This window comes from Streptomyces sp. NPDC002004 (genome assembly GCF_053593975.1).
This window is the reverse complement of record NZ_JBSFDP010000014.1, coordinates 155,834-181,042: the sequence shown is the minus strand read 5'-3', so window position 1 is coordinate 181,042 and position 25,209 is coordinate 155,834. Positions and strand designations below refer to the sequence as shown.

Sequence of the window (25,209 nt, the reverse complement as noted above, 5' to 3'; positions counted from 1 at the left end):
GGCCGTCGGCGGGACCGCGCGGGCCGACGGGACGAAGGGCCGACGCGGGGGGGGCGGGCGTGGCGCGGCGGGCAGGCGCGGGGCCGAGGGGCAGCGCGGCGCGGAAGGCAGAGACGACGCGCAAGCCAGGCGCGGGGCCGAGGGCCGGTGCGGCGCGGACGAGGGGGCCGGTGGCGATGCGCGGGATGCACTGGCGGTGCGCGGGCCCGGCCGCGGCAGTGCGCGGGGGCCCGGCCCTCTCGGCCGACTGCCCGCTCAGCTTCCCGGCCCCCAGATCACCGCCCCCATCCACGCTGCCGTGATCAGCAGGCACGCGAACAGCTCCACGAGCACGCTCGTGCCGACGGTCCGCATCACCGTGCGCGTCGAGGCAACCGCCTCGCCGTGGCCGCCCAGCCGGATCCGTTCGGAGAGGTAGATGCCGCCGACGAAGCCGGGGATCGAGCCGAGCACGGGGATCAGGACGAAGCCGACGAGGGCGCCGGAACCCGCGTACACCGCCGTCCGGCGGGTGGCGCCGCTCGCGCGCAGCCGGCGGGGCGGCAGCTGCCAGCGCACCGCCTGGGCCACCAGGAGGACCAGGGTCGCTCCGACGAGCACCGACCAGGCCACGCCGTTGCGGTCCTGGAACGCCCACCACAGGACCGCGGCCCACACCAGCCACGCCCCCGGCACGCCCGGCACCAGCACTCCCGCCAGGCCGAGCAGCATCACGACGCCGACCAGCAGGAGTTCCCACGCTCCCATCTGCCCAGCGTGCCGGAGCCGGGGCGGCCCCGCAGTTCGCGGCGCCCTTTCGCGGGTATGCCCGGCCGTCGCACGGCGCCGTGAGGCGCCCCTCGCGACACAGCGCGACGGCCGCAGCGGGCCCCGGGTACCGACGGGGAGAGCCGGGCGGGCGTGCGGCGCTCACGGCATGAAGGACTTCACGACCCAGGACTTCACGGGCTTCAGCGCGCGAGCGCGCGCCCACCTCGGGACGCAGCGGCTGGGGCGCATGGCGACGGTGGCCCCCGAGGGCCAGCCCCGGGCGAACCCCGTCGGATTCTTCCCGTAGGACGACGGCACGATCCTCGTCGGCGGCCCGGCCATGGGCACCACCGAGAAGTGGCGCACAAGCACGGCCTCGGCAGCCACCTCGGCGACGAAGTCATCCGCCATCCATCCGCAGAAGGTGCTCAGCCGGGGGCTGGAGGACGTCGAGCAGGAGACGGGCGGGACCGCCTAGCGGGACCGCTCCAGCGCGAGCAGGTACTGCTTGCGCTCCAGGCCCCCCGCGTAGCCGGTCAGTGAGCCGTCCGCGCCGATGACGCGGTGGCACGGGCGCACGATCAGCAGCGGATTGGCGCCGATCGCTCCGCCGATCGCCCGTACGGCGGCACGGGACGCCCCGATACGTGCGGCGATCTCGCCGTAGGTGGCGGTCGCGCCGTACGGGACGTCGTCGAGCGCGGCCCACACCGTGCGCCGGAAGTCGGTGCCGTCGGCGTGGCACGTCAGCGTGAACTCCTTCAGCTCCCCGGCGAAGTACGCCACGAGCTGTGCCTCGGCGTCACGGAACCGCTCGGGGGCGTGCCGCCATTCCGGCCGTACGCTCCGGCCGCCCTTCTGCCCCGGCACGGACAGCGAGGTCAGCGCGCCGGACTCGTCGCAGGTGAGCAGGAGTTCGCCGAGCGGGCTGTCGAGCGTCGTGAAGTACGTGACGGGGGAGGTCCCGGCCACGGGCGGCCGGGCGGCCGTCGCAGGGCTCGGGGTGCCGGTGGCCGTGCTGCGGGTGCTGGTCATCGTTCGTCCCACTCTCGTGCGGTGCTGAGGTGTCGCAGGGCGTAGGAGCGCCAGGGGCGCCAGGTGTCGGGGGCGCGCTCGCCGGGCGGGACCGTGTCGGGGTCGCCGAGGGCGCGGGTGCGGACGGCGGCGGCGGTACGGGCGTCCACGCCCGGCAGACGGAGCAGGGCGCGCTGGGCGTCGTCGCGGTCGGCGCCCGCGTCGAGGCGCAGGGTGCCCTCGGCGAGGGCGGAGGCGAGGCGGCCGACGGGGGTGCCGGGTTCGGCCGCGGCCAGGGTCTCCGGCGTGGGGAAGACATGGGTGAGGGCTCCGCAGGGGGTGCCGAGCGCGGTGCCGTACCGCTCGACGAGACGGCGCGCCCCGTCCGCGCCCGCGAGCGCGCGGACCGCGAACTCCTCGGGGTCGGCGCAGCCGGGCGAGCGCAGTCCGGGGCGGGCGGCGACGAGCGGGGCGAGCACGGGATCGGCGCCGAGCCGTTCGTCGACGGCGTACGGGTCGGCGTCCAGGTCGAACAGCCTGCGCAGCCGCTGCACCGCCGTGGTCAGGTCGCGAAGCTCGGTCAGATGCAGCCGTGCGTCGAGCCAGCCGCCCACGGCCGGGGAGCCGGTGGGTACGGCCTCGTCGACGGCGACGATGCCGGTGCCGTGCGGCAGGCGCAGGGTACGGCGGTACGTACGGGTGCCGGGGGCGCCGCCGACGTCCTCGATGCCGGACAGCGCCTCGCCGGCGAGCAGGTCGAAGACGGCGCCGGCCTGGTAGGGACCCCGGTACGCGAGCCTCAGGGGAATCCCGGCGGCGGGTGTGCCGCTGCGGGGGGCGTCGTCGGCGGACGTACCGGTGCGCGGCAGGTCGGCGGCGGGTGCGGCCGTACGGCGGGCCTGTGCGTCCCGGCCGGGCGCGAGGGTCCGCAGGGCGGTCGGCGTCATGTCGTACACCGCCCGGACCGTGTCGTTGAACTGCCGGACGCTGGCGAACCCGGCTGCGAACGCGATCTCCGTGACCGGCAGACCCGTGGTCTGCAGCAGCACCCGGGCCGTGTGCGCGCGCTGGGCGCGGGCGAGGGCGACGGGGCCCGCTCCGACCTCGGCGGTCAGCTGCCGCTGTACCTGGCGGGCGCTGTAGCCGAGCCGGACCGCGAGCCCGGCGACGCCTTCGCGGTCGACGACCCCGTCGCCGATCATCCGCATCGCGCGGCCCACGACGTCCGCCCGGACGTTCCAGTCGGCCGAGCCCGGGACCGCGTCGGGGCGGCAGCGGCGGCAGGCCCGGAAGCCGTGTCGCTGGGCCGCGGCGGCGGTGGCGTAGTACCGCACGTTCTGCCGCTTCGGCGTCACCGCCGGGCAGCTCGGGCGGCAGTAGATGCCCGTCGTCCGGACGGCGAAGAAGAACTCGCCGTCGAACCGGGAGTCCCGGCTGCGTACGGCCTCGTACCTGGTGTCTTCGTCCATCACGCCTCCCAGTGTGCGGGGGCGCTGCCGCGCGGGCTGGCGGGTTTCGGACACGACGTTGCCCCCGTCGCCGGGGGCCCGGCCACGCGCGGTGCCGAGGGCCCGGGTCCTCCCTCGCCCCCTGCCCGGGGGCGCCGCCGGCCCGCCCCCGGGACCGGGACGGGCGACCGGTGGCCCGCCCGGGGTGCGCTCCGGGCTGCCGACCGCCGGGCGCCGCTGCCCCCTCGTCCACGGGGGCCCGCCGGTCTCCACCGCGGGGGCGACCCGCCACCGCGGCGGGAAGGCCGACCGGCACCCAAGCGGCACCCCCGCCGTCGGCCACGCCTCACCGCCGACGGGCGGGACCAGCCCGGTCGGGTACGCCCGGCCGGGCCCGGGCCGGCTCCGCACCATCGCGCCCCGCAGCTGGTCGTCGTCCGGCCGCGACGGGAGGAGAGCGGTCGGCGTGGCCCGGCGGGCCGCCACGGCGGGAGGGCCGCCGGGAGCCGGGACCCCCTCGGCGCCGCGGTGGGGCGCCTGCCGAAGGCCGGCCGGTACGGCCTTGGGCGGGCGCTGTGGGTGCGGGCCGCTCGGGGTGAGGGCCGCCGGGGTCAGTGGAAGCGACCCTGTTTGATCTGCATGGCGGCGCGGCCGTCCGCGCCCTTGCGCTTCCAGTCGCGGCGCATCTCCGCGCGGAGCCTCGCGTCGGTCTTGGCGACGATGCGCTGGTTCTCGCGCAGGAGCTTGCGATAGCTGTCGAGGCGGCGCTCGGGCAGGGTGCCGTCGGCGAGGGCCGCGCGTACCGCGCAGCCGGGTTCCGCCTCGTGGGCGCAGTCGTGGAACCGGCAGTCGCGGGCAAGGTCCTCGATCTCCGCGAAGACCTGTCCCACCCCGCTGCCCGCGTCCCAGAGCCCCACGCCGCGCAGCCCCGGCGTGTCGATGAGCACGCCGCCGCCGGGCAGGACGAGCAGGTTCCGGGTGGTCGTGGTGTGTCGGCCCTTGTTGTCGATGTCCCGCACGGCCTCGACGTCCATGACGTCCTCGCCGACGAGCGTGTTGGCCAGGGTCGACTTGCCGGCGCCGGACTGTCCGAGCAGCACGCTGGTGCCGTCGGCGACGAGGGCACCCAGCACATCGACGCCGTCCCGCGTGGTGGAGCTGACGGGCAGCACCTGCACCCCGGGGGCGACGGTCTCCACGTCCTCGACGAGATGGCGGAGCGTGACCTGATCGGGCACGAGGTCGGCCTTGGACAGCACGATGAGCGGCTGCGCCCCGGACTCCCGGGTGAGGGCCGAATCGTGCAGCAGCGCATCACCGGTCGAGCTGGACATCGCGAGGGCGAGGAACCGCTCGATCCGCCCGAGATCGAGTTCGACCGCGAGCGACACACAGATGACGATGTGATCGATGTTCGTGGCCAGCACCTGGCCTTCGGAACGCTTGGACGACGTCGACCGCACGAAAGCAGTACGGCGCGGCAGCAGCGTCCGCACGTATCGAGGGTCGCCGACGGCATCGACGGCGACCCAGTCACCGGTGCACACGACCTTCATCGGATCCCGTGGGACGACGAATTCGGTATCGGCCCGCACCGTGCCGTCCGGGGTGACGACATCGCACTGGCCGCGGTCGACCCGCACAACACGGCCGGGCACCAGCCCCTGCTCGGCGTACGGAGCGAACTCGGCGGACCAGCCTTCGTCCCACCCGTAGGAGGCGAGGGGGTGCTGGGCATCGGAAGTGGAAGAGGTGTCGAGCGAAGCGTGGAACAAGGGGAACCCTTCGAAGGGTGGCCCCGGCGGCGCGCTCGGCGCGCGGCAGATGTGTGGATGTCAGCCGGAGACCACAGGGGCGGAAACGATGATGAACTCCTGAATGCGGGCAGCGCCCGTCACCGTGACAGTCATCAATGTCCTCACCTCCTGCTTCCTCAACGAACCAACACCGTTCCCTCGGGGACGGAACACGACCGTGCCCAGGAACGAGGAAACCGTAGCCCCACCCCTGGGCACGCCGCCAGCGATTAACTGTCCAGGCTCATCCGTACGACGCCCGCAGCCGGTGGACGACCTCACGCCGCGACGCGTACGGCGTTCTGTGCGAGGTTCCTGGGGGCTGCGGGCATCAGCTGCGCGGACCGTGTCCTGGCCGCGGCCCGCCGTCCCGGATCCGGCAAACGGCGATGATGTGCAGGGCCGAATCGGAGCCGGGACCGCGGGGCCGCAGCTGGGGTCCGGTCAGGCGGTGGCCAACGCGCACTGGCCTCGGTCGGCCTTCATCGGTCCGGCGGCGCTGGGACGGACCTCGAAGTCGAACATGGCGGTGGGCACGTACAACGAGCAACAGGCGTTGGGGATGTCGACGATGCCGCTGATACGTCCCTCTATGGGGGAGGAGCCGAGCAGCAGGTAGGCCTGCTCTCCGCTGTAGCCGAACTTCTTGAAGTACTCGACGGCGTTGAGGCAGGCCCGGCGGTAGGCCAGCGTCGCGTCGAGGTAGTAGTTCGTGTCCGTGTCGTGGTCGACGGAGATCCCGATGAAGGTGAGGAACTCCGTGTACCTCGGCTCGACGTTGCCCGGTATGAACACGGGGTTGGTGGAGATGCCGTACGTCTCCATGCCGCCCTTGATCAGGTCGACGTGGAAGTCGATGAAGCCGCCCATCTCGATGGCGCCGCAGAAGGTGATCTCTCCGTCGCCCTGGCTGAAGTGCAGGTCGCCTCCGGAGAGCTTGGCGTCCTTGACGTGCACGGGGTAGAAGACCCGCGAACCGCGCGTGAAGTTCTTGATGTCGTGGTTGCCTCCGTTCTCACGGGCCGGAACCGTGCGTGCGCCTTCCGCGCCGATGCGCTTGGCGAGGTCTCCGGTGGCCGTGCCCGCGAGTGCGTTGGTGCTGTCCGGCGGTACGGCGAGTGGCGGGACCCGGTTCGGGTCGGTGTCGATCAGCGCCTGCTCGCGGGCGTTCCAGCGGGCGAGCATCTCGGCGGACGGGGCGGTTCCGAACAACCCGGGGTGGGTGATGCCGGTGAAGCGGATCCCGGGAAGGTGGCGGGAGACCGCCTGCTGTCCGTGGAAGTCCCATATCGCCTTGTAGGCGTCCGGGAAATAGTCCGTCAGGAAGCCGCCGCCGTTGGCCTTGGCGAAGATTCCGGTGTAGCCCCATCCCTGGCCCGCCGCGTCCCCGGTCTGCTGCGGCACGGGGCCGAGGTCGAGTATGTCGACGACGAGCAGGTCGCCGGGCTCGGCGCCCTCCACGCCTATGGGACCGCTGAGCATGTGAGGGATGGTCAGGTCGATGTCGCGTACGTCGTTGGCGGTGTCGTTGTTGCCGACCTGGCAGTCGGTCCAGTCGCGGCATTCCATGCGGAACTCCGCTCCCGGCTTCACCATGGCGACGGTGGGGACGTCCGGGTGCCACCTGTTGTGTCCGGGAACATCCTGGTCACGCATCGACTTACTGTGGTCCACATTGAAGATGACTTCTGGCATAACAGCTCCTCGTTTCCGATCCCGTCACGTTTGTGCGCCCACGCTTCCGGCCGCCGGGGCAGCCGGGGACGGCTGCCGCGAGTTCCGGGTGAGCGGCCACAGAGCCGCGAACACCACCACGCCGAACACCGCCAGAGCGATGGCGGTTTCGGTGGGGCTCACCCAGTAACCGGAGAGCAGCAGTGCCGCGGGAATCACGCCTGTGACCCAGCCCTCGATCGCCGTGACCCAACCCGTATAGATTTTGAGGCTGTCCATCTTGAGACCGAGCAGCAGGAAGAACAGGAACCACAGGAACGCCCAGTAGAGCCAGATGACCCCGAACGGGTAGTCCCTGAAGAGCCGGAAATTGACGAACGAGTACCCGAGAGCCGCCACCGCCACGAACAGCGAGTAGTAGCCGACGCCGGTACTGTCGAGTCCGGCGAGTAGGCCCACACCTACATACAGGTAGGTGAAGCCGAACAGATAGATGCCGGATGCCGCCAAAATCCCTCTGGGGTCGCCTGCGGCGACGAAGATGAGATAGGTCGGCGTCAACACCTGCAGTGCGCCCACGAAGAGGTTGAACACCGCTGCCGCCTTGGCGTCGACCTTCCCGAGCAACAGCATTCCGTTGATGAAGAGCACCGCACCGACGAAGAGCAGTCCCACGTTCTGCACGGGGACACACCTCCTAACTCCGCGCAGACGCCCTCAGGGACGCGGCAACCGCGAGAGCGCGGGGTGCTGGTGCCGTGGCACCCTTGTGCGCGGCGGCACTTCGGAGACTACTGCCGGGGCCTCACGGGCCTGCTCCTCCTGGTCATGAAGGGCGGCGACCGCCGGCGAGGTCAGAGTGAGGCCGGGCGACGAGTACACACGTCTCGCAGCGCCTGCACAGACAGGGCAGCCATACGTCGCGGGCGCCGTCCCGATCGCCAACTTCACGTCGAAAGGCCCACATCGGCTGCATAGATATTCATAGGTTGCCATCAGCAGCCTTCCGGATTCCGGTGGACGCTGGCCAACCCGAGTACGTGCGGTGCACACCCGACTGGCGCACGCCACAGCGCATTTCCTACCTTCAAGGAGACGTCTCGTAATTCCACGTGTCAAGTACTGGACGACCGGGCCCGGACCTTCTCGGACCGACCCGACGACGAGCGTCGTCGCTGCTGCCGCAAGACCCACCGCGAGACTCGGAACGGCGTACAGCGGGGATTTGCCCGACCTGCCCCTTCTCACGCAGGTGGACCACCTCGTAACCGAATGTGGAGAACAGCCGTACAGGCGCCGCAGAAACCGACTCCGGCAACGGTCACGACCTGCTCCGGCAGTGCATGCCGTGCAACGAGACCGAGAAGAAGCCCCAGTACGAACACCCCGGACGCATTGACGCCGAACGTCGTCCACGGAACGTCGCCCCCGAGTGGGGGAAGGCCGGCCCCCGTGCGTAACGGGCCGTCCCGCCCGGCAGGCCACCGAGCGCGACCGCCACCGGCACGTCCCCGCGCAGACGTGCGCGGAACGGCTCCCGAACTCCCGTCAGAGGCCCCATGGAAATAGCCGCATCCCTATCCATCGGAACACCTCCCCCTTATCTCCGGGGATTGCAGCGCCGACGCACACTCGACTAAAATTCAAGATCATCGGTGTTCATCGGTTTGCCGGTGCCCTACCCGTTCACCGGAGCAGTGGCCCCACCGATGGAGGACGGCCATGGCAAAAATTCTTGCGGTGCTCTATCCGGACCCCGTGGGCGGTTATCCTCCGGACTACGCCCGCGACGAGATTCCCACCATCACCGGCTATCCGGGCGGTCAGACCGCGCCGACCCCGCAGGCCATCGATTTCACCCCGGGGCACCTCCTCGGCTGCGTCTCAGGAGAACTGGGGCTGCGCCGGTTCCTGGAGGACCGGGGTCACACCCTCGTCGTCACGAGCGACAAGGAAGGGGCGGATTCCACACTGGACCGCGAACTCCCCGACAGCGACGTGGTCATCTCGCAGCCGTTCTGGCCCGCCTATCTGACCCCAGAACGCATCGCCGCGGCTTCCCGGCTCAGACTCGCGATCACCGCGGGGATCGGGTCGGACCACGTCGACCTGCCGAGCGCCATCTCCCACGACATGACCGTGGCCGAGGTGACGTTCAGCAACAGCATCAGCGTGTCGGAGCACGCCGTGATGCAGATTCTCACTCTGGTGCACAACTACATGCCGGCTCACGAGTGGGTGACCGCCAAGAAGGGCTGGAACATCGCCGACAGCGTCTCGCGCGCCTACGACATCGAAGGCATGGACGTCGGCGTCCTCGGCTCCGGCCGAATCGGCCAGGCGGTACTGCGCCGCCTCAAGCCGTTCGACGTCACGCTGCACTACTGCGACGTGCACCGGCTGCCCAAGGATGTCGAGAAGGAGCTGGGGCTGACCTGGCATCCCGACGTCCGGTCGCTGGCCTCCTCCATCGATGTGCTCTCGATCCACACTCCGCTGCATCCACAGACGAAGAACCTCTTCGACGACGAACTGATCGGGGCCATGAAGCGCGGTTCGTACATCGTCAACACCGCACGGGCGCTCATCGTCAACCGGGACGCCGTGGTGCGGGCCCTCAACAGCGGCCAACTGGCCGGTTACGCCGGTGACGTCTGGTATCCGCAGCCCCCACCGCCCGACCATCCCTGGCGCACCATGCCCTACGAGGCGATGACGCCGCACGTGTCCGGGTCGACCCTCTCGGCGCAGGCACGCTACGCGGCCGGTACACGGGAGATCCTGGAGTGCTGGTTCGACGGGCGCCCCATCCGTCCGGAGTACCTGATCGTCGAAGGCGGTGGGCTCGCAGGGACGGGCGCGAGCTCCTACACGGTCGCCGGATGACCGGCACGGGCGGAGATGACGTCCGGCGGACAAGAAATCAGCCCAAGATTCAATAGAAGATCCACCACCCCGGCTGTGAGCCGATTCACGGACGATTTACTGGACGGACACGGGCGAGGCCTTTAGCGTCCATAAATAGATTTCTTTTCATTATGCAGAGATACCGGCGCCGCGCGTATTCTCTCGTAAGAAAACCAGGCGAACGCCGGGAAGGTGGATCAGTGAGCATGGACGCAGTGTGGGTCCGGGGCGTGACCGGCATCCAGATGCACCACGTGACCGACCTCCAGGACGCCGGCAGGTTTTTGGGCAACGCAGCGATGGCCCTCCGGGCCGCGCACGTAAGGACCGGCGCCGACCGGTACTCCGGCATCGCCGCCGAGCTCAAGGCTCTGGTGGAGCGAGTGCGTGAGCTGGAGGACGAGGCGCGGTCGAGCATGCACGAACTGCACTCCACCGACCCCGAGCGGTTCGTCCGCTGCCGGGACGGCCACGAGCCGTGGCCCGGCGAGATCCCGGCAGGATTCATCCCGCGCCACACCTGCAAGGACGAGTGCCTCTACCACGACCGCGAGGTCCTCGAAGCGATCATGCAGTGCACCTGCGGCCGCCCGCCGTGCCAGGCCTGCGAGATCGGCGGGAAGCTCTGACGAGCCCCTGGGCTCCCGTCGCAGAACCGGATCGAAACACCACCTGATCACTTACGGCCCGGATCACCCCACTCGCGGTGATCCGGGCCTGCTGTGACCACAACCACGTCACCCGACTCCAGCCGCTGCTCGATGCCGTCCCCGCCGTGGACAAAGGCCGGCGGGGACGGCCACGCCGCAAGCCCGGCTCACATGTCGCCGAGCGCGGTTTCGGCGGTGCCGAGCCGCCACGGCCGTGACAGTGCGGCCGACAGGGCCGTGACGACGAGCTCGATTCGGCTCGCCCCGATCCCACCGCCGCGCAAGTCGCGGCGCTCCCCCGGGCGAGGGCCACGAACCGTTCGATGCGGCCGAGGTCCAATTCCGCGGCGACGGACACCGCGACGATCGCATGGACGGCACCGAACCGCGCACCCGCCTTCCGTTCCGGGGCCGGTTTCCGTCGCAGTCGAGGAGGCTGTCCGTTTCTGCCCATCGGGGGTCGCGATCTCACCTCGTTCGCCCGATCGGATCCGGCAACCATGGAGGCCCGCTCGGCAGACACGTTCTGCCGCCCCCACCAGAACGGACATGCCTCATGAACAACAGGGATCTGGTCCTCAAGGCCGTGGGCGAGATGTTCGGCGACAAGGACCCCTCCGCGGTGGACCGCTGGGTCTCGCCGTCGTTCAGGCAGCACAGCACACTCGCCGCCGACGGCCCCGACGCCCTGCGGGACCTGGTCTCCTCGCTGCCCGCCGACTTCCGCTACGAGCGTGCCCGGGTCATCGCCGACGGAGACCTGGTCGCGCTGCACGGCGTCCACCACGGCCTCGGCCCCGCGCCTCTGGTCGCCTTCGACCTCTTCCGTGTGGAGGACGGCAGGCTCGCCGAGCACTGGGACGCCCTGGCGCCGGTGGTCGAGGACACCGTCAGCGGCCGCTCCCAGACCGACGGCCCGACCCGGGTCGGCGACCCGGCGAACACCGAGGTGAACCGCAAGCTGGTCTCCGAGTACGCAGAGAAGGTGCTCAAGGGCGCCGAGTACTCCGCGGCGGCCGACTACACCTCCACCGAGACCTACCTCCAGCACAACCCGGACGCAGGTGACGGCCTCGACGGCTTCGGCGTTGCCGCCGACAAGTGGGCCGAACAGGGAAAGAGCGTCGTCTACCGGACGATCCACCGGGTCGTCGCGGAGGGCGACTTCGCTCTGGTGCAGGCCGAGGGGGAGTTCGGCGTTCCGGTCGTCTACTACGACCTGTTCCGCATCGCCGGCGGCAGGATCGTCGAGCATTGGGACGTCATCCAGGAGATCCCCGCCGAACTGCCGCACGGCAACGGTCTGTTCTGAGCACGGATAGCAGCACGACCGTCCCCCTCGCGTGAGGAGACCCAGGACTCATGGCCGCATCGATGACCGAGACCGAATGGCGCGCCTTTCTCGGCGCAGGCACCCGGGCCGCGAAGGTCGCCACCACCCGGTCCGACGGGCGCCCGCATGTGGCACCCGTCTGGTTCCTGCTGGACGGCGACCACATCGTCTTCAACACCGGCAGGAACTCCGTCAAGGGCCGTACGCTGCTCCGCGACGGGCGGGTCGCCCTGTGCGTGGACGATGACCGGCCGCCGTTCTCCTTCGTCGTCGTCGACGGCCGGGCGCAGGTGAGTGAGGACGTGCCGGAGGTCCGCGACTGGGCGGCCCGGATCGCCGCCCGCTACGTGGGAGCGGAGCGGGCGGCGGAGTACGCCGACCGCAACGGCGTGCCGGGGGTCCTCCTGGTGCGGATGTCGATCGACAAGGTCACGGCCGTCAGCGGCGTGGCCGACTGACGTGCGGCTCGCTCCGGTCCACGTCCACGTCTCCCGGACAGCTCACTCCGGCTGCGCGGCGGCCCCCGAACCCGCCCCGCCGACGGTCTCCGGAACCGCCTCCGGGTTCGCGTCCGGCGACAGGCTGTCCATGAAGGAACTCACCGAGAACACCGCCCGGCCCGGGCCCGCCGGACCGTATCCGGGCGGGGAGGACAGGCCGAACTCGTCCATCGTCGCCCGGTACGCCTCCAGGAGGCGGATGTGGTACTCGAGCGGCGCGCCCTGGGGGTTGGCCTTCCCGAGGGGCGTCGTCGGCTCGGGGCACCACGTGGTGAAGCGCGGTGTGATGCCCTGCGACATGAAGAAGCGCAGGCCCTCCGTCGTGGAGGCGATGGCCTCGTCGACGGTCGTGAAGCCGAAGGGCTCGGCCATCTCCACGCCCGCCACGAAGTTGGGGATGACGTTGCGGGCGCCGAAGATCTCCGCCGAGTCGAGGATGCGGCGGTGCCACTCGTCCCGGCCCACGTACCGCTCCTTGCCGGGGCAGTAGAGCTCGAACAGGCGGCGGTCCCAGACCTCGTAGTTGGGGTGGTAGATCTTGACGCCGTAGTCGTGGAAGCGCTGGACGTCGTCCTTGGGGAGAGCCTGCGCCACGACCTTGCCGATCCAGCGGCCGGGGAAGCGCTCCTCGATGGCCTTGGCGTACTGCCCGTAGAAGTCGGCCTCGTCCTTGCCGCCGATGTGGGACGTGATGGCGCCGCCCGTGAGGGTGTAGGCGGTGGAGGCCTTCGCCGTGTCGTGCTCGTCGATGATGGCGAGCGCCTCCAGCACCTCCTCGACCGGCTTCACACCCGTGTAGGGGCGGCCCGCCGCCTTGTGCTGGCGCCAGTTGTGGTTGATGTCGCAGTACTGGCACTCCTCCTTGGCGCCGAAGTACTGGCAGACCCGGAAGACCGTCAGATAGATCAGGTAGCCCCACTGGATGGTGGGGGCCACCTCCATCACCGACTTGCCGTTGGCGAGGGTGTGCCGGTAGTAGTCCGGCATCGGGGGCAGGCCCACGTCGGCGATTCGGCTGCCGTCGAGGTAGAGGCCGAGCATGCCGTCCTCGGCGGCGGCGACGCGGTAGGGCGAGGACGGGTTCACCCGGACGGACACCACGGTGCGGCGCAGGTCGTAGGGGCCGCCGGTGAGCACGATCTCCTCCGGCGGACGGCGCAGCGCCGCGGCGCCCAGCTCGGGCAGCGTGCCGTGGTCGAAGGAGAAGATGAAGTACGACTTGGGCTTGACGTCGCCGGAGGCCTCGTTGGCGGTGTCGCTCAGCGCGGACTCGTCGAAGGCCAGGCCGCCCCGCAGCAGGTCCTCCTTGAACACGGCTTCCCGCGGCACGTGCGGGAATCGCTGCATCAGGTCCTCGACCAGGGCGGTGCGGCTCTGCATGGCGTTCTCCTCGCTCCTTCGTTCTTCGCTCCCGTGGGCGCCGGTGCTCCGGGGATCACGTTATGCCCCCACGAATCGGGCGCCCGCACCGGGGACCGTGAGGGTGTCCCCGTGCCGGGCCGGTTCCCCGGAGCGGGCCCCGTGCGCCGCGCCGGCTCCGCGCTCCCCGCGCCGGCCCGCGCGACCGGCCCTGCACACCACCGGTGCGCCCGGTCCGGCGCGGGGATCCCGAGTCCAAGGCGGGCGGGGAAAGTCCAAGAGGTCGGCCCGTGGCGGGCTTGTGCCGCGTGGGGCGCGCGGATCTGATGGACGCATGCCCTCCTACGTGGTCGCCTCGTCCGACGAAGACAGCACGCCGTACCACGACGACACCAGGCCGTCCTCCGACCGCCCGCTGCCCTACTACGAGGACGTCGCCCCCGGCACCGGGGCCCTCCCGCCCCGCGCCTGGTACGCGGCCTCCGACGCGGCCCGGCTCTCCCTGAACGGCACCTGGCGGTTCCGTCTGTCGGCGGCCGCGGACGCCGAGGACGAGGAATTCGCCCGTCCGGGGTACGACGCCGGCGCCTGGGACGGGATCGCGGTGCCCGGGCACTGGGTGCTCCAGGGCGGCGGCAGGTTCGGTGCGCCGATCTACACCAACCAGCTGTATCCGTTCCCGGTGGACCCGCCCCGCGTGCCGTCCGAGAATCCGACGGGCGACCATCTGCGCGCCTTCGACCTGCCCGGCGGCTGGCCGGACGGCGGCGGTGCCGTCCTGCGCTTCGAGGGGGTCGAGTCGTGTGCGCGGGTGTGGCTCAACGGCACGGACATCGGCGAGTTCAAGGGCAGCAGGCTGCCGCACGAGTTCGCCGTGGGGCATCTGCTGAAGCCGCGCGGGAACGTCCTTGCGGTGCGGGTGCACCAGTGGTCGTCGGGCTCGTACCTGGAGGACCAGGACCAGTGGTGGCTGCCCGGCGTCTTCCGTGAGGTGACCCTGCTGCACCGGCCCGAGGGGTGCGTCGCCGACTTCTTCGTGCACGCGTCGTACGACCACCGCGAGGGGACCGGGACGCTGCGCGTCGACGCGGACACGGACGGACGGGTCACCGTGCCGGAGCTGGGGATCGACGTCCCCACCGGGGGGACGGTCACCGCTCCCGTGGAGCCGTGGACGGCGGAGACCCCCCGGCTGTACGCGGGCGTGCTGGCCACCCCCGGGGAACGGGTGCCGCTGCGGATCGGTTTCCGGACGGTCGCCGTCGAGGACGGCGTGCTCACCGTGAACGGGCGACGGGTGCTGTTCCGGGGCGTCAACCGCCATGAGTTCCACCCGGACACCGGGCGGGCCGTGGACCTGGAGACGATGCGTGCCGACGTGCTGCTGATGAAGCGGCACAACATCAACGCCGTGCGCACCGCACACTATCCGCCGCACCCGGCGTTCCTGGACCTGTGCGACGAGTACGGGCTGTGGGTGATCGACGAATGCGACCTGGAGACCCACGGGTTCACCGGGGACGGCTGGCGCGGCAACCCGGTCGACGACGAACGCTGGACCCCGGCGCTGCTGGACCGCGCAGCGCGCATGGTCGAGCGGGACAAGAACCATGCGTCGGTCGTCGTCTGGTCGCTCGGCAACGAGTGCGGGACCGGGCGCGGGCTCACCGCGATGGCACGGTGGATCCGGGAACGCGATGCCGGGCGTCCTCTCCACTACGAGGGCGACCGGACGTGCAAGGACACCGATCTGTACTCGCGGATGTACGCCGACCACGGCGAGGTCGAGCGGATCGGGCGGCGCGAGGACGGCGGGCCCGAGGGGCGGCGTGAACTCCCCTTCGTCCTCTGCGAGTACGCCCATGCGATGGGCAACGGACCCGGCGGGCTGTCCGAGTACCAACGTCTGTTCGAGACGTACGAGCGGCTCCAGGGCGGCTTCGTCTGGGAGTGGATCGACCACGGGCTGAGGCACCCGGAGCACGGGTTCGCGTACGGCGGCGACTTCGGCGAGGAACTGCACGACGGGAACTTCGTCTGCGACGGACTGCTGTTCCCCGACCGGACCCCGTCACCGGGGCTGACCGAGTACGCGAAGGTGATCGAACCCGTCCGCATCGAGGGCGAGCGGGCGGCGGGGACGGTACGGGTCACCAACCTGTACGACTTCGCGGACCTCGGGCATCTCGCCTTCGAGTGGTCGTACCAGGTGGACGGCGAGACGGTCGGGTCCGGGCCGCTGGCCGTCGCGCCCCTCGCACCGGGCGAATCGGCCGAGGTGACGCTTCCGCCGCCGCCCGGGGTGGAAGGCGGCGGCCTGGAGACGGGCTGGACGGTGCGGGCGGTGCTCGCCGGGAACACGGCGTGGGGCCCGCGCGGCCACCCGGTGGCGTGGGGCCTGGTCCCGCACACCGCACGGGAGTTGCCGCGCGTCGCCGCAGGGGCGCGGCCCGTGCGCGAGGCGGGACTGGTCACGCTCGGGCCCGGTGCCTTCGACGGGCGCACCGGCGCACCGGTGTCCATCGGCGGCATCGAGGTGGCGGGGCTGCGGCTCGACGTGTGGCGGGCGCCCACCGACAACGACGAGGGCGCGAGCTGGCAGACCGGACAACGGCTCGGCACGGTCTGGCGCGAGCTGGGGCTGCACCGTATGCGGCACCGCGTGGACGCGGTGGAGGTGACGGACGACGCGCTGACCGTGCGCACCCGTGCGGCCCCGGCGGCCCGCGCGCTCGGCCTGCGCACCGTCCACCGCTGGACCTCCGACGGGGAGCGGCTGCGGCTGACGGTGTCGGTCGCGCCCGAGGGCGACTGGCCGGCGCCGCTGCCCCGGCTCGGCATCCGCTTCGGCCTGCCGGCGGCGTACGGCTCGGCGCGCTGGTTCGGCGGTGGTCCGGGCGAGGCGTACCCGGACACCCGGGCCGCGGCGCTGCCCGGCCGCTGGCGGGCCCGGGTCGACGACCTGCAGACCCCGTACGTCCGCCCGCAGGAGAACGGTGCGCGCGCGGACGTCCGCTGGGCCGAACTGTCGGGTCCGGTGGGCGGGTTGCGGATCGAGGGCGACGACACGTTCTGGTTCACGGCGCGTCGCTGGACGGCGGAGGACCTGGACGCGGCACGCCACCGCGGGGACCTCGCCCCGGGTGACACGGTGTGGGTGAACCTCGACCACGGCCAGCAGGGCATCGGTTCCCGGTCGTGCGGCCCCGGCCCGCTGCCGGAGCACGAACTGCACGTCGGACCCGCCGAGTTCACCTTCACGTTCTCGCACGTCCGTCGCGCATGACACCCGATTCGGGCCTTCCTCGCCCCTGGACCGGAATCCGCCAGGTCTCACGTGGCGCCCCGGGCGGAGGGAGCACACCGTGTCCCAACAGCATCTGTGGCGCCGGTTCGTGCCGACCGGGCCGGATGCGTCGCCCGGGTCGCGTCCGGGGCGGCTGGGCCGGATGGCTGGGCCGGATCGGCGGAGTGGCGGCGGCGTACGCGGTGTTCCAGTCGCTGGTGCAGGAACGCCTCGGTCTCGCTGCGGCGCACGAGCCGACGCGGCCGTGGCCCATCACGAGGGCTGCCGCCGGCCGGTTCTCGCCGGGGATCTCCAGGCTGTCCTCGCCGCTCGGGGACGGGTCCTCGTAGGTCTCGTACCCGCCGGAACGTCCGCGGTGCCGCCCGCCGCAGGCCGCCGTCGGAGGTACGGACGTCCTGCCCCACGGGTATCGGGCGCGCGGGCCCGGCGGCCCGTCAGACGGCCGCCGCGGTCTGGGTCCACAGCGCGAGGTCCCCGTCGCGCGGGCCGTGCACGGTGCGCGGCGGCCCCGACCCGAAGAGACGTACGGGATGGGTGGCGTCCCAGGCGGCCCAGCCGGGGTCGCCGTCGACGGCGAAGCGGAGCCAGGCCGAGTGCATCGCGTCGGCGAGGTCCTGCGGGGCGTCCGGGCCGGCGAGCCAGGCGGCCTCGGGGACGTGCAGGGCGTCGAAGACGAAGCCGAGTTCCAGGGCGTGGCAGGAGCCGAGGCCCGGAACTCCGGAGGTCCACTCGAACTCGTAGACGAAGGTGTCCGAGGGGGACGCCGAGCGGGCGCGGGCACCGGCGAGGTGGTGCAGCGGGAGCCGCAGCAGATGGTCGGTGATCATCTGGCCGACGATGTCGCCGCTGCCGGCGCCGGGGCGGCTCGCGCGGTACCCGCGGGGCACGTCGGGTCCGCAGCGGCAGCGGGCCATCGCGGCGGCCAGGGCGACCGGGCCGAGACGGTCGATGCGGTCGAGCAGGCCGGTGGGGGCGAGCCAGAGCTTGTACTCCTCGCTGGTCCAGCCGAGGAGCAGGTCCACGTCGCGGGCGGCGGTGCCGTCGACGAGCGCGGCCAGCGGGTCGTGGGGCACGAGGTCGCCGTCGACGACGACGCCGAACGCGGGGCCGCCGAGCAGCGGGCTGCTGCGGCGGGTGACCTCGGCCTGCGCGTCGAGCAGCGCGTCGCGGTCCACGGTCTCGAATGCGCGTGCCGTCGCCGGGACCTTCAGCCGGGCCGCCATCCGGCGCACCATCCGCCGCACCTTGTCCCGTTCGACGGCCTCGGGCGGACCGCTCTGGAGGACGGCCCGCCGGAACAGGCCCCGGGCACGGGGGCTCGCGAGCAGCGCGCCGATGCTGATGGCGCCGGCCGACTCGCCGAAGACGGTGACCCGTCCGGGATCGCCGCCGAACTCCGCGACCGTGTCCTGCACCCAGGCCAGCGCGGCGAGCTGGTCGCGCAGGCCCGCGTTCGGCGGCGCGTCCGGGAAGAGGCCGTAGCCCTCCACGCCGAGGCGGTAGTTGAGCGAGACGAGGACCACGCCGTCGCGGGCGAAGGCGGCGCCGTCGTAGACGGGCACCGCGGAGGAGCCCCTGGTGAGCGCGCCGCCGTGGATCCACACCATGACGGGCAGCCGGGCACCCCGGCCGGGCTCCGGCGTCCACACGTTGAGCGTGAGGATGTCGTCGCCGGGGATCAGCGGGTCGGCGAGCAGCTTCGCGTAGGCCTCGGTGTACGGCACCTGGGGCGAGGTCGGCCCGAACGCGCCGGCGTCGCGCACACCGTCCCACCGCTCGGGCGGCACCGGCGGCATGAAGCGCCGCCCGGGGCCGAACGGGGGCGCGGCGTACGGGACGCCGCGGAAAACGGCGACCGGCCGTCCGCCGCCCCGGGGGACCGTCTCGTACCGGCCCCGCACGGCCCCGTACGGCGTCGTGACCACCGGGTCGCGCCTGGCGTGCCCGCCGTCCTCGGGCTCCTGGGTGCTCAAGCGGCCACCTCCGCGGCATCGTGGGCGGGCCGGTCCGCACCGGGGGCGTCGAGATCGTCGTGGGGGTGCCGCATGGCCACGGACTCTAGTTCTTCGGGGGCGCAGGGCCCAAGGAGGCCACGGGTGCGGCCGGGACGCGGCGGTAAGTGCGTGGGCCGGGCGTGCCCGCCCCGGTGCCCGGGGCTCGGTCGCCGGTCGGTTGCGGGTCGCCCCGCTCGACCGGATCGGCCCCGGAGCCGCCCGGGCCGGAGCCGTCGTGCGTCGCGGTGCTCACCCTCACCCACCCGGGTGTCCGTTTCCTTCAAGACCGGGTGCCCGCGCCTTTCTACGCTGCGTCCATGGACAGCAATGACACCACCGGCAGCACTCCCCTGCCCCGTTTCGACGTCGTCGGCCTCGTCGTCTCCGACCTGGCCGCGTCCCTCGCGTTCTACCGGCGCCTCGGACTCGAGTTCCCCGAAGGAGCGGAGAGCCTTCCGCATGTCGAGGCCGCGCTGCCGGGCGGGCTGCGCCTCGCCCTCGACACCGAGGCAACGGTCCGCTCCTTCCACCCGTCCTGGCGGCCCCCGGCGGGTGGCGGGCGGGTGGGGCTCGCCTTCCGGTGCGCGGTTCCCGGCCAGGTGGACAGCGTGTACGCGGAGCTGGTGAAGGCCGGGTACCACGGTGAACTGGCACCGTGGGACGCCTTCTGGGGGCAACGGTACGCCGTGGTGCACGACCCGGACGGCAACGGCGTGGACCTGTTCGCACCGCTGGGGGACGACGGGGCCTGAGCCCCGGCTCGGCGAGACCCGAGCTCCGGCTCGGCGTGACGGCCCCGGGCCTGGCGCGGGGCGCGCGGCGCGGGCGCGAGGAACTGCCCTCAACTCCCGGCTCCCGGCTTCCGGCTCCCGGCCTCAGGTTCCGGAGCCCACCCCGGTGCGAGGGGCGGTGCTCCGGCGTCCGATCAGCTCCGTCACCGGAGCTCCCGCCAACTCCCTGACGTCCCTGGCCAGATGGGCCTGGTCGGCGAACCCGGCGCGCGCCGCCGTCTCCGCGAGGGGGACGCCGGACCTGGCCAGGGCGAGAGCGCGCTGGAGGCGGAGCACCCGGGCCAGGATCTTGGGCCCGTAGCCGAAGGCGGCGAGGGAACGACGGTGCAGCGCACGGGCGCCGAGGCCCACCGATGCGGCGGTCGCGGCGACCGGGCGGCCGTCCCCCAGGGACTCCACGACGGCCTTCAGCAGCGGGTCGAAGGGCTCGGCGTCGGCCGCCAGCCGCAGCGCCAGTGCGTCGAGGGCGGCAGCGGGCTCCGGAGCCGAGCCGACGCGCTCGCCGAGACGCCGCACCCGGGCGGCCGGCCACAGGTCCGCCAGGTCCACGCGCCGGTCGCGCAGCTCGTGCGCGGGCACGCCCAGCAGTGCCGGTGCGGTGCCGGGGTAGAAACGGACGCCCGCCCAGGGGCCCCTGGCTGCGGCGCCGGGGCGGTGGGCCTGTGTGTCGGGCCCGGCGACCAGGAGCCGGGTCCCGTTCCACAGCAGGTCCATGCATCCGTCGGGCAGCACCGCGTGCGGCATGCCGTCGGCGGGCGGGCCCGACCGCGTCCACAGGACGGCGCCCGGCACCCGGGACGCCCGTTCGGCGTATCCGGAGCTCATGTCGTCGAACGCCACGCACCGAAGGCTACGCTCCGGGCTCCTCGTCGTTGCTCCCCGGTGCGGGGCGTGCCCCGGAGCTCCTGGACTCGGGCGCCGACCGCGCCCTGCCGTTCTGTTTGGCATGGGTGCGCAGACGCGAGGTGACGTCGTCCGGGGGCAGGAACTTCGACCAGCGCTCGGGGAACTCCGACGGCATCTCGACGTCGAAGGCGGCGTCGTCCCCGTCGTCCCCTTCATCGGCGTCGGTGTCGGTGCCGGCGGTGTCCTGCGCGTGTCGGGCCGCCGCACGGGCCACGTACTCGGCGGCCAGGGCCTCCCGGAGCCGTTCGTTGGCGGCGCGGGCGGCGGCCGTCGCGACGGAGGGCCAGACGCGGTCGATGGCCGCGTTCACGGCGGCCCCGACCAGCACGGCGAAGGCCGACACACCGATCCACAGCAGGACGGCGACCGGGGCGGCCAGCGAGCCGTAGATGGTGGGGCCCTCCACCGTCTGGGTGAGGTAGATGCGCAGCAGGAAGCTGCCCAACACCCACATCGCGAGCGCGACCAGCGCGCCGGGGATGTCCTCGACCCAGGGTGAGCGCACGGGCACGGACACGTGATAGAGCGTCGTCAGGAAGACGATGGACAGCACGATCACGGTGGGCCAGTACAGGACCTGGACGACGGACGTCGACCAGGGCACCACCTTCATCACGGCGTCCGGGCCCACCACCATCAGCGGCAGCGCCACGGAGCCGATCAGCAGCGCCACGATGAACAGCAGGAACGACAGCATGCGGGTCCTGACGATCCCGCGGGCACCGTCGAGGCCGTACATGACCGTGATCGTGTCGATGAAGACGTTCACCGCGCGGGAGCCCGACCAGAGGGCGAAGAGGAAGCCGATGGAGATGACGTCGGGTCCGCCGCCTCGCACGATGCCGTTCAGGATGGGCCGTGCGATCTGGTTGACGCCCTGGTCGCTGAGGACCGTCCGGGACGCCTCCAGGAGGTTGTTCTCCAGACTGGCGATGCTGTTGGTGCCGGTCCAGCGGTCGACGTAGCCGAGCAGGCCGATCAGGCTGAGCAGCAGGGGCGGCACGGACAGCAGGGTGAAGAACGCCGCCTCCGCCGCCAGGCCGAGGATGCGGTACTCGATGCACGAATTGACGGTGTCCTTGAGCAGCAGCCAGGCAGTCCTGCGTTTGGAGACGTTCCTGTAGAGGGCGCGGGCCCGGTGGAGACGGCCACGCGGCCGATCAGGTGTTTCTTTTGCCTGGTGCACCTCCTTACCGTATCCGCATGGCGACCAGCACCCACACAGTGACCAATCAGCCTCCGCCCCTGGTCGGATACGACGTCTTCGCCGCGGACCGGGCGCTCGTCGAGGCCGTCGAGCGGCACCTGGACCCGGAGCTCGTCGAGGCGGCGCGCGACGAGCTCTCCCTGCTGGGCCGGACCGCCGGATCGGCGCAGGCGCAGGAGTGGGGCGTGCTGGCGAACGAGCATCCGCCGAAGCTGCGCACGCACGACCGCTACGGCCACCGCATCGACGAGGTCGAGTTCCATCCGTCGTGGCACCGGCTGCTCGGCAAGGGCGTGTCCGCCGGGCTCACGGCCGCGTGGGCGCAGCCGGGCGGGCATGTGCGCCGTGCGGCCGGGTTCCATGTGTGGTCGCAGGTCGAGGCGGGGCACGGCTGTCCGCTGTCGATGACGCACGCGGCCGTGCCGGCGCTGCGCACCGACCCGGAGCTGGCTGCCGAGTGGGAGCCGCGGCTGACCTCCCGGGTCTACGACGCGGGGCTGCGGCCGGCCGCGCAGAAGGCCGGCGTGCTCTTCGGCATGGGGATGACGGAGAAGCAGGGCGGCAGCGACGTACGGGCCAACACGACGCGTGCGGTGCCCCTGTCGGAGGACGGCACCTATGCGCTGACGGGTCACAAGTGGTTCTGCTCGGCGCCGATGTCCGACGGGTTCCTGGTGCTGGCGCAGGCGGTCTCCTCGGGGGACCGAGGGGGGCTCACCTGCTTCCTCGTGCCGCGGGTCCTGGAGGACGGGTCGCGCAACCCGTTCGCGATCCAGCGGCTCAAGGACAAGCTGGGCAACCGCTCCAACGCGTCGAGCGAGGTCGAGTTCGACGGCACCTGGGCGCGCCGGGTCGGCGAGGAGGGGCGCGGGGTGCGCACCATCATCGAGATGGTGGCGGCGACCCGGCTGGACTGCGTCCTCGGCTCGGCGTCGCTGATGCGCCAGGCCGTCGCGCAGGCGATCCACCACTGCACCCACCGCGAGGCGTTCGGCGGGAAGCTCGTCGACAAGCCGCTGATGCGCAATGTGCTCGCCGATCTGGCACTGGAGTCGGAGGCCGCGACGACGCTGGGACTGCGGCTCGCGGCGGCCTACGACAACGCCGAAGCCGGGGACGAGCAGGAGCGTGCGCTGCTGCGGCTCGCGGTGCCGGCCGCCAAGTACTGGGTGACCAAACGCTGTACGCCGCTCGTGGCGGAGGCGCTCGAGTGCCTGGGCGGCAACGGCTATGTGGAGGAGTGGGGCATGGCCCGGCTGCTGCGCGAGGCGCCGCTCAACTCGATCTGGGAGGGCGCGGGGAACGTCCAGGCCCTCGATGTGCTGCGTGCGCTCCAGCGCGAGCCCGAGGCGCTGAACGCGTTCCTGAGGGAGGTCGGGCGGGCGCGTGGTGCGGACCACCGCCTGGACGGGGCGATCAAGGACCTGCTGACCGAACTCGCGGACCTGGACGGCATCGAGGCGCGGGCCCGGCGTCTGGCGGAGCGGATGGCGCTGGTGTTGCAGGGGTCGCTGCTGGTGCGGTACGCGCCGCCGGAGGTCGCGGACGCGTTCTGCGGCTCACGGCTCGGTGCCGACTGGGGCAGGGCGTTCGGGACGCTGCCGCACACGCTGGACCTGGCCTCGGTCGTGGAGCGGGCCCGGCCCATCGGCTGACGGACCCGCCCGGGGACGGACGTATGCAGCGGGGGTGGTGCTGCGCCGACACGGCACCACCCCCGCCCATATGCCCCGTAGGCACATGCACACCGTTGGAGCACGGTGCAGGGGCAAGCCTGAGTCACCGTACGGCTGTTCGCCAGGGTTGCAGGAGGTTGCAACGCATCGGGCAACCCGGGCGCTTTCCAGCCGCACCCGGGGCACGATGAGTACGGGCACGGCCCGCTCCCCACAGCGCGGGGCCCGCTGCCCGGGGCAGGGGTGTCCGCGGGCGGAGGCCCGCCTCCGGACGGTGCGGGGAGGAACCGTTGACGTTGTCACCGATCGATCTGACGAGGCTCGCGGCAACGGATGCCGAGGGGGCGGCCCGGCTGCTCAAGGAGGTCCGGGCCGACGCGCTGTCCGGCCGGCGCCCCCGGATCGGCCCCCGCCGGGTGATCGGCGAGTCCTGGGAGCGGCTGCTGCGCGGTGGCGTCGACCCGGAGCACGACGTCAGGGCGGGGCTGCTCAGCCTGGAGGACATCGAGCACAGACGCCGCACGTCCCCACTGGCCGACGTGCTGCCGGTGCTGCGGCAGGGCCTCGTCTCGTTCGCGGACTCCGCCCACCACATCATGGTCGTGTGCGACGCCGAGGGCCGGGTGCTGTGGCGCGAGGGCAATGCGGCGGTGCTGCGCAAGGCCGACGGGCTGGGCTTCGAGATCGGGGCCGACTGGGGGGAGTCCGTCGTCGGCACGAACGGCGTGGGCACCCCGCTGGTGGTCCGGCGGCCGGTGCAGGTCTTCTCCGCTGAGCACTTCGTGCAGAGCCACCACTCGTGGACCTGCGCCGGGGCGCCCGTCACGGATCCGCGCACCGGGCAGCTGCTCGGCGTGGTGGACGTCAGCGGTCCCCTCGACACCATGCATCCGGCGACGCTCGCGCTCGTCGACTCGGTGGCGAAGCTCGCCGAGGCGGCCCTGCGGGAGCGGCACACTGCCACGCTGGACCGGCTGCGGTCGGTGGCCGCCCCGGTGCTCGCCCGGCTCGGCGGGCGCGCCCTGGCAGTGGATCCGCACGGCTGGGCCGCGGCGGTGACCGGGATGCCGCCGGTGGACCGGCTGGCGCTGCCGAAGTCCTTCACGGCGGGCCGGATCTGGCTGCCGGCGCTCGGGGAGTGCCTGGTCGAGCCGCTGCCCGGGGGCTGGCTGGTCCGGGTGCCCGACGAGCCCGACGCGCCGGCGGTGACCCGGGTCGTGCTGGACGTGCGCAGTCCGCGCCGCTGGTCGGTGACCGTGTCGGGCGGCGCCGGCGACTGGACGCACGAGCTGAGCCGGCGCCATGCGGAGCTGCTGTATCTGCTCGCCGTGCACCGCGGCGGGCGCAGCGCCGCCGAGCTGGCCGTCGACCTGTTCGGCGACCCGGCGCGCACGGTGACCGTGCGCGCCGAACTGTCCCGGGTACGCCGCTACCTCGGCGGTGTGCTCGCACACCGCCCGTACCGCTTCGGCGACGACACCGACGTGCGGGTGCTCCTTCCGGCCGATCCCGTGGACCTGCTGCCGCCTTCGACGGCACCGGCGGTGGTGGAGGCACGCGCCGGGCGCTCCCCCCACCTGTCGCGGGATGCTCGCCGGGCCGGGCGGTAGCCGCGAGCTGCGCCGGGACCGCGGTCTCCCACGCCGCGGAGGGCATGGGCGCGGAGGCGGCGGCGTGACGGTGGCCGTCGTGTCCGCGGTGCTTCCGCCGCGGCGGACATGCGATCCGCCGCGGCGCCAATCCAAAAGGACGCCGTCGACGTAGTACCCGACAGAGGCGCAATCCGGGGTGAGCCCGGGCGCCCGAGGCCGGTCCGCTGGTTCCCGGTCGGCGGGGACCTCGGACCGCAGGACGTGCTCCTCGTCCTCACGAGGCGACGACCGTGACCGTGCCGCGG

20 protein-coding genes are annotated in these 25,209 nt (G+C 72.4%); 8 read left to right on the top strand and 12 right to left on the bottom strand.

The window, feature by feature from the left end; genetic code table 11:
* Positions 1-255: 255 nt before the first annotated feature.
* The 8 genes from ACWCP6_RS22265 to ACWCP6_RS22230 form a co-directional block, all read right to left on the bottom strand.
* On the bottom strand, positions 256-747 hold the full coding sequence (locus ACWCP6_RS22265; RefSeq protein ID WP_450934227.1) for a DUF456 domain-containing protein: 492 nt from the start codon (positions 745-747) through the stop codon (positions 256-258).
* A 162-nt stretch (positions 748-909) separates the two neighbouring features.
* Positions 910-1,161 (bottom strand): hypothetical protein, encoded by a 252-nt coding sequence (locus ACWCP6_RS22260; protein WP_450934235.1) that lies wholly within the window; start codon positions 1,159-1,161, stop codon positions 910-912.
* 63 nt (positions 1,162-1,224) lie between these two features.
* Positions 1,225-1,785 (bottom strand): methylated-DNA--[protein]-cysteine S-methyltransferase, encoded by a 561-nt coding sequence (locus ACWCP6_RS22255; RefSeq protein WP_450934226.1) that lies wholly within the window; start codon positions 1,783-1,785, stop codon positions 1,225-1,227.
* Positions 1,782-3,233 carry an AlkA N-terminal domain-containing protein gene (locus tag ACWCP6_RS22250; RefSeq protein ID WP_450934234.1) on the bottom strand — a complete coding sequence of 484 codons (1,452 nt, stop codon included), beginning with the start codon at positions 3,231-3,233 and terminating at the stop codon, positions 1,782-1,784. The genes ACWCP6_RS22255 and ACWCP6_RS22250 overlap by 4 nt, the downstream gene beginning before the upstream one ends.
* A gap of 590 nt (positions 3,234-3,823) precedes the next feature.
* Entirely contained in the window at positions 3,824-4,987 is a 1,164-nt protein-coding gene (gene rsgA / locus ACWCP6_RS22245) for a ribosome small subunit-dependent GTPase A (RefSeq protein ID WP_450934225.1), read from the bottom strand.
* 465 nt (positions 4,988-5,452) lie between these two features.
* On the bottom strand, positions 5,453-6,703 hold the full coding sequence (gene fmdA, locus ACWCP6_RS22240) for a formamidase (RefSeq protein WP_450934224.1): 1,251 nt from the start codon (positions 6,701-6,703) through the stop codon (positions 5,453-5,455).
* 24 nt (positions 6,704-6,727) lie between these two features.
* The gene (locus tag ACWCP6_RS22235; RefSeq protein WP_450934223.1) at positions 6,728-7,366 is read right to left on the bottom strand and encodes an AmiS/UreI family transporter; all 639 of its coding nucleotides are present in this window, start codon (positions 7,364-7,366) and stop codon (positions 6,728-6,730) included.
* A 33-nt stretch (positions 7,367-7,399) separates the two neighbouring features.
* Complete coding sequence (locus ACWCP6_RS22230; protein WP_450934222.1) at positions 7,400-7,678, bottom strand: FmdB family zinc ribbon protein; 279 nt, start codon at positions 7,676-7,678, stop codon at positions 7,400-7,402.
* Positions 7,679-8,404: 726 nt separating this feature from the next.
* Between ACWCP6_RS22230 and ACWCP6_RS22225 the strand changes: the two genes are divergently transcribed.
* The 4 genes from ACWCP6_RS22225 to ACWCP6_RS22210 all read left to right on the top strand — a co-directional run bounded on the left by ACWCP6_RS22225 (position 8,405) and on the right by ACWCP6_RS22210 (position 12,030).
* On the top strand, positions 8,405-9,568 hold the full coding sequence (locus ACWCP6_RS22225; protein WP_450934221.1) for an NAD-dependent formate dehydrogenase: 1,164 nt from the start codon (positions 8,405-8,407) through the stop codon (positions 9,566-9,568).
* A 227-nt stretch (positions 9,569-9,795) separates the two neighbouring features.
* The gene (locus ACWCP6_RS22220) at positions 9,796-10,218 is read left to right on the top strand and encodes a hypothetical protein (RefSeq protein WP_450934233.1); all 423 of its coding nucleotides are present in this window, start codon (positions 9,796-9,798) and stop codon (positions 10,216-10,218) included.
* Between the two features lie 577 nt (positions 10,219-10,795).
* Positions 10,796-11,551 (top strand): nuclear transport factor 2 family protein, encoded by a 756-nt coding sequence (locus ACWCP6_RS22215; protein WP_450934220.1) that lies wholly within the window; start codon positions 10,796-10,798, stop codon positions 11,549-11,551.
* 50 nt (positions 11,552-11,601) lie between these two features.
* On the top strand, positions 11,602-12,030 hold the full coding sequence (locus ACWCP6_RS22210; RefSeq protein WP_450934219.1) for a PPOX class F420-dependent oxidoreductase: 429 nt from the start codon (positions 11,602-11,604) through the stop codon (positions 12,028-12,030).
* Positions 12,031-12,072: 42 nt separating this feature from the next.
* Here the strand turns inward: ACWCP6_RS22210 and ACWCP6_RS22205 are convergent, their stop codons facing one another.
* On the bottom strand, positions 12,073-13,452 hold the full coding sequence (locus tag ACWCP6_RS22205) for a radical SAM protein (protein ID WP_450934218.1): 1,380 nt from the start codon (positions 13,450-13,452) through the stop codon (positions 12,073-12,075).
* Between the two features lie 313 nt (positions 13,453-13,765).
* On the opposite strand from ACWCP6_RS22205, the gene ACWCP6_RS22200 reads away from it, so the two are divergent.
* Positions 13,766-16,717 carry a glycoside hydrolase family 2 TIM barrel-domain containing protein gene (locus ACWCP6_RS22200; RefSeq protein ID WP_450934217.1) on the top strand — a complete coding sequence of 984 codons (2,952 nt, stop codon included), beginning with the start codon at positions 13,766-13,768 and terminating at the stop codon, positions 16,715-16,717.
* A 455-nt stretch (positions 16,718-17,172) separates the two neighbouring features.
* Here ACWCP6_RS22200 and ACWCP6_RS22195 read toward each other — a convergent pair whose 3' ends face one another.
* Positions 17,173-18,663, bottom strand: coding sequence for a carboxylesterase/lipase family protein (locus tag ACWCP6_RS22195; RefSeq protein ID WP_450934232.1), 1,491 nt, complete (start codon positions 18,661-18,663; stop codon positions 17,173-17,175).
* 386 nt (positions 18,664-19,049) lie between these two features.
* Here ACWCP6_RS22195 and ACWCP6_RS22190 point away from each other — a divergent pair, with 386 nt between their 5' ends.
* A complete protein-coding gene (locus tag ACWCP6_RS22190) occupies positions 19,050-19,484 on the top strand; it encodes a VOC family protein (RefSeq protein ID WP_450934216.1) in 435 nt (144 codons plus the stop codon).
* Positions 19,485-19,607: 123 nt separating this feature from the next.
* On the opposite strand, the gene ACWCP6_RS22185 is transcribed toward ACWCP6_RS22190, so the two are convergent.
* Both ACWCP6_RS22185 and ACWCP6_RS22180 read right to left on the bottom strand, forming a co-directional pair.
* Positions 19,608-20,348, bottom strand: coding sequence for a helix-turn-helix domain-containing protein (locus ACWCP6_RS22185; RefSeq protein WP_450934231.1), 741 nt, complete (start codon positions 20,346-20,348; stop codon positions 19,608-19,610).
* Between the two features lie 25 nt (positions 20,349-20,373).
* Entirely contained in the window at positions 20,374-21,615 is a 1,242-nt protein-coding gene (locus ACWCP6_RS22180; protein WP_450934215.1) for a YihY/virulence factor BrkB family protein, read from the bottom strand.
* Positions 21,616-21,632: 17 nt separating this feature from the next.
* Here ACWCP6_RS22180 and ACWCP6_RS22175 point away from each other — a divergent pair, with 17 nt between their 5' ends.
* Entirely contained in the window at positions 21,633-23,291 is a 1,659-nt protein-coding gene (locus ACWCP6_RS22175) for an acyl-CoA dehydrogenase family protein (RefSeq protein ID WP_450934214.1), read from the top strand.
* Between the two features lie 311 nt (positions 23,292-23,602).
* Positions 23,603-24,922, top strand: coding sequence for a GAF domain-containing protein (locus ACWCP6_RS22170; protein ID WP_450934213.1), 1,320 nt, complete (start codon positions 23,603-23,605; stop codon positions 24,920-24,922).
* The last annotated feature ends 287 nt before the right edge of the window (positions 24,923-25,209 follow it).

Excerpts from the sequence above, each read along its gene's own strand:
- ACWCP6_RS22230 (WP_450934222.1), bottom strand. The coding sequence starts at position 7,678 with ATGGCAACCTATGAATATCTATGCAGCCGATGTGGGCCTTTCGACGTG.
- ACWCP6_RS22190 (WP_450934216.1), top strand. The coding sequence starts at position 19,050 with ATGGACAGCAATGACACCACCGGCAGCACTCCCCTGCCCCGTTTCGAC.
- ACWCP6_RS22210 (WP_450934219.1), top strand. The coding sequence starts at position 11,602 with ATGGCCGCATCGATGACCGAGACCGAATGGCGCGCCTTTCTCGGCGCA.
- fmdA (WP_450934224.1), bottom strand. The coding sequence starts at position 6,703 with ATGCCAGAAGTCATCTTCAATGTGGACCACAGTAAGTCGATGCGTGAC.
- ACWCP6_RS22255 (WP_450934226.1), bottom strand. The coding sequence starts at position 1,785 with ATGACCAGCACCCGCAGCACGGCCACCGGCACCCCGAGCCCTGCGACG.
- ACWCP6_RS22205 (WP_450934218.1), bottom strand. The coding sequence starts at position 13,452 with ATGCAGAGCCGCACCGCCCTGGTCGAGGACCTGATGCAGCGATTCCCG.
- ACWCP6_RS22250 (WP_450934234.1), bottom strand. The coding sequence starts at position 3,233 with ATGGACGAAGACACCAGGTACGAGGCCGTACGCAGCCGGGACTCCCGG.
- ACWCP6_RS22185 (WP_450934231.1), bottom strand. The coding sequence starts at position 20,348 with ATGAGCTCCGGATACGCCGAACGGGCGTCCCGGGTGCCGGGCGCCGTC.
- ACWCP6_RS22215 (WP_450934220.1), top strand. The coding sequence starts at position 10,796 with ATGAACAACAGGGATCTGGTCCTCAAGGCCGTGGGCGAGATGTTCGGC.
- ACWCP6_RS22260 (WP_450934235.1), bottom strand. The coding sequence starts at position 1,161 with ATGGCGGATGACTTCGTCGCCGAGGTGGCTGCCGAGGCCGTGCTTGTG.
- ACWCP6_RS22220 (WP_450934233.1), top strand. The coding sequence starts at position 9,796 with ATGGACGCAGTGTGGGTCCGGGGCGTGACCGGCATCCAGATGCACCAC.
- ACWCP6_RS22175 (WP_450934214.1), top strand. The coding sequence starts at position 21,633 with ATGGCGACCAGCACCCACACAGTGACCAATCAGCCTCCGCCCCTGGTC.
- ACWCP6_RS22225 (WP_450934221.1), top strand. The coding sequence starts at position 8,405 with ATGGCAAAAATTCTTGCGGTGCTCTATCCGGACCCCGTGGGCGGTTAT.
- ACWCP6_RS22265 (WP_450934227.1), bottom strand. The coding sequence starts at position 747 with ATGGGAGCGTGGGAACTCCTGCTGGTCGGCGTCGTGATGCTGCTCGGC.
- ACWCP6_RS22200 (WP_450934217.1), top strand. The coding sequence starts at position 13,766 with ATGCCCTCCTACGTGGTCGCCTCGTCCGACGAAGACAGCACGCCGTAC.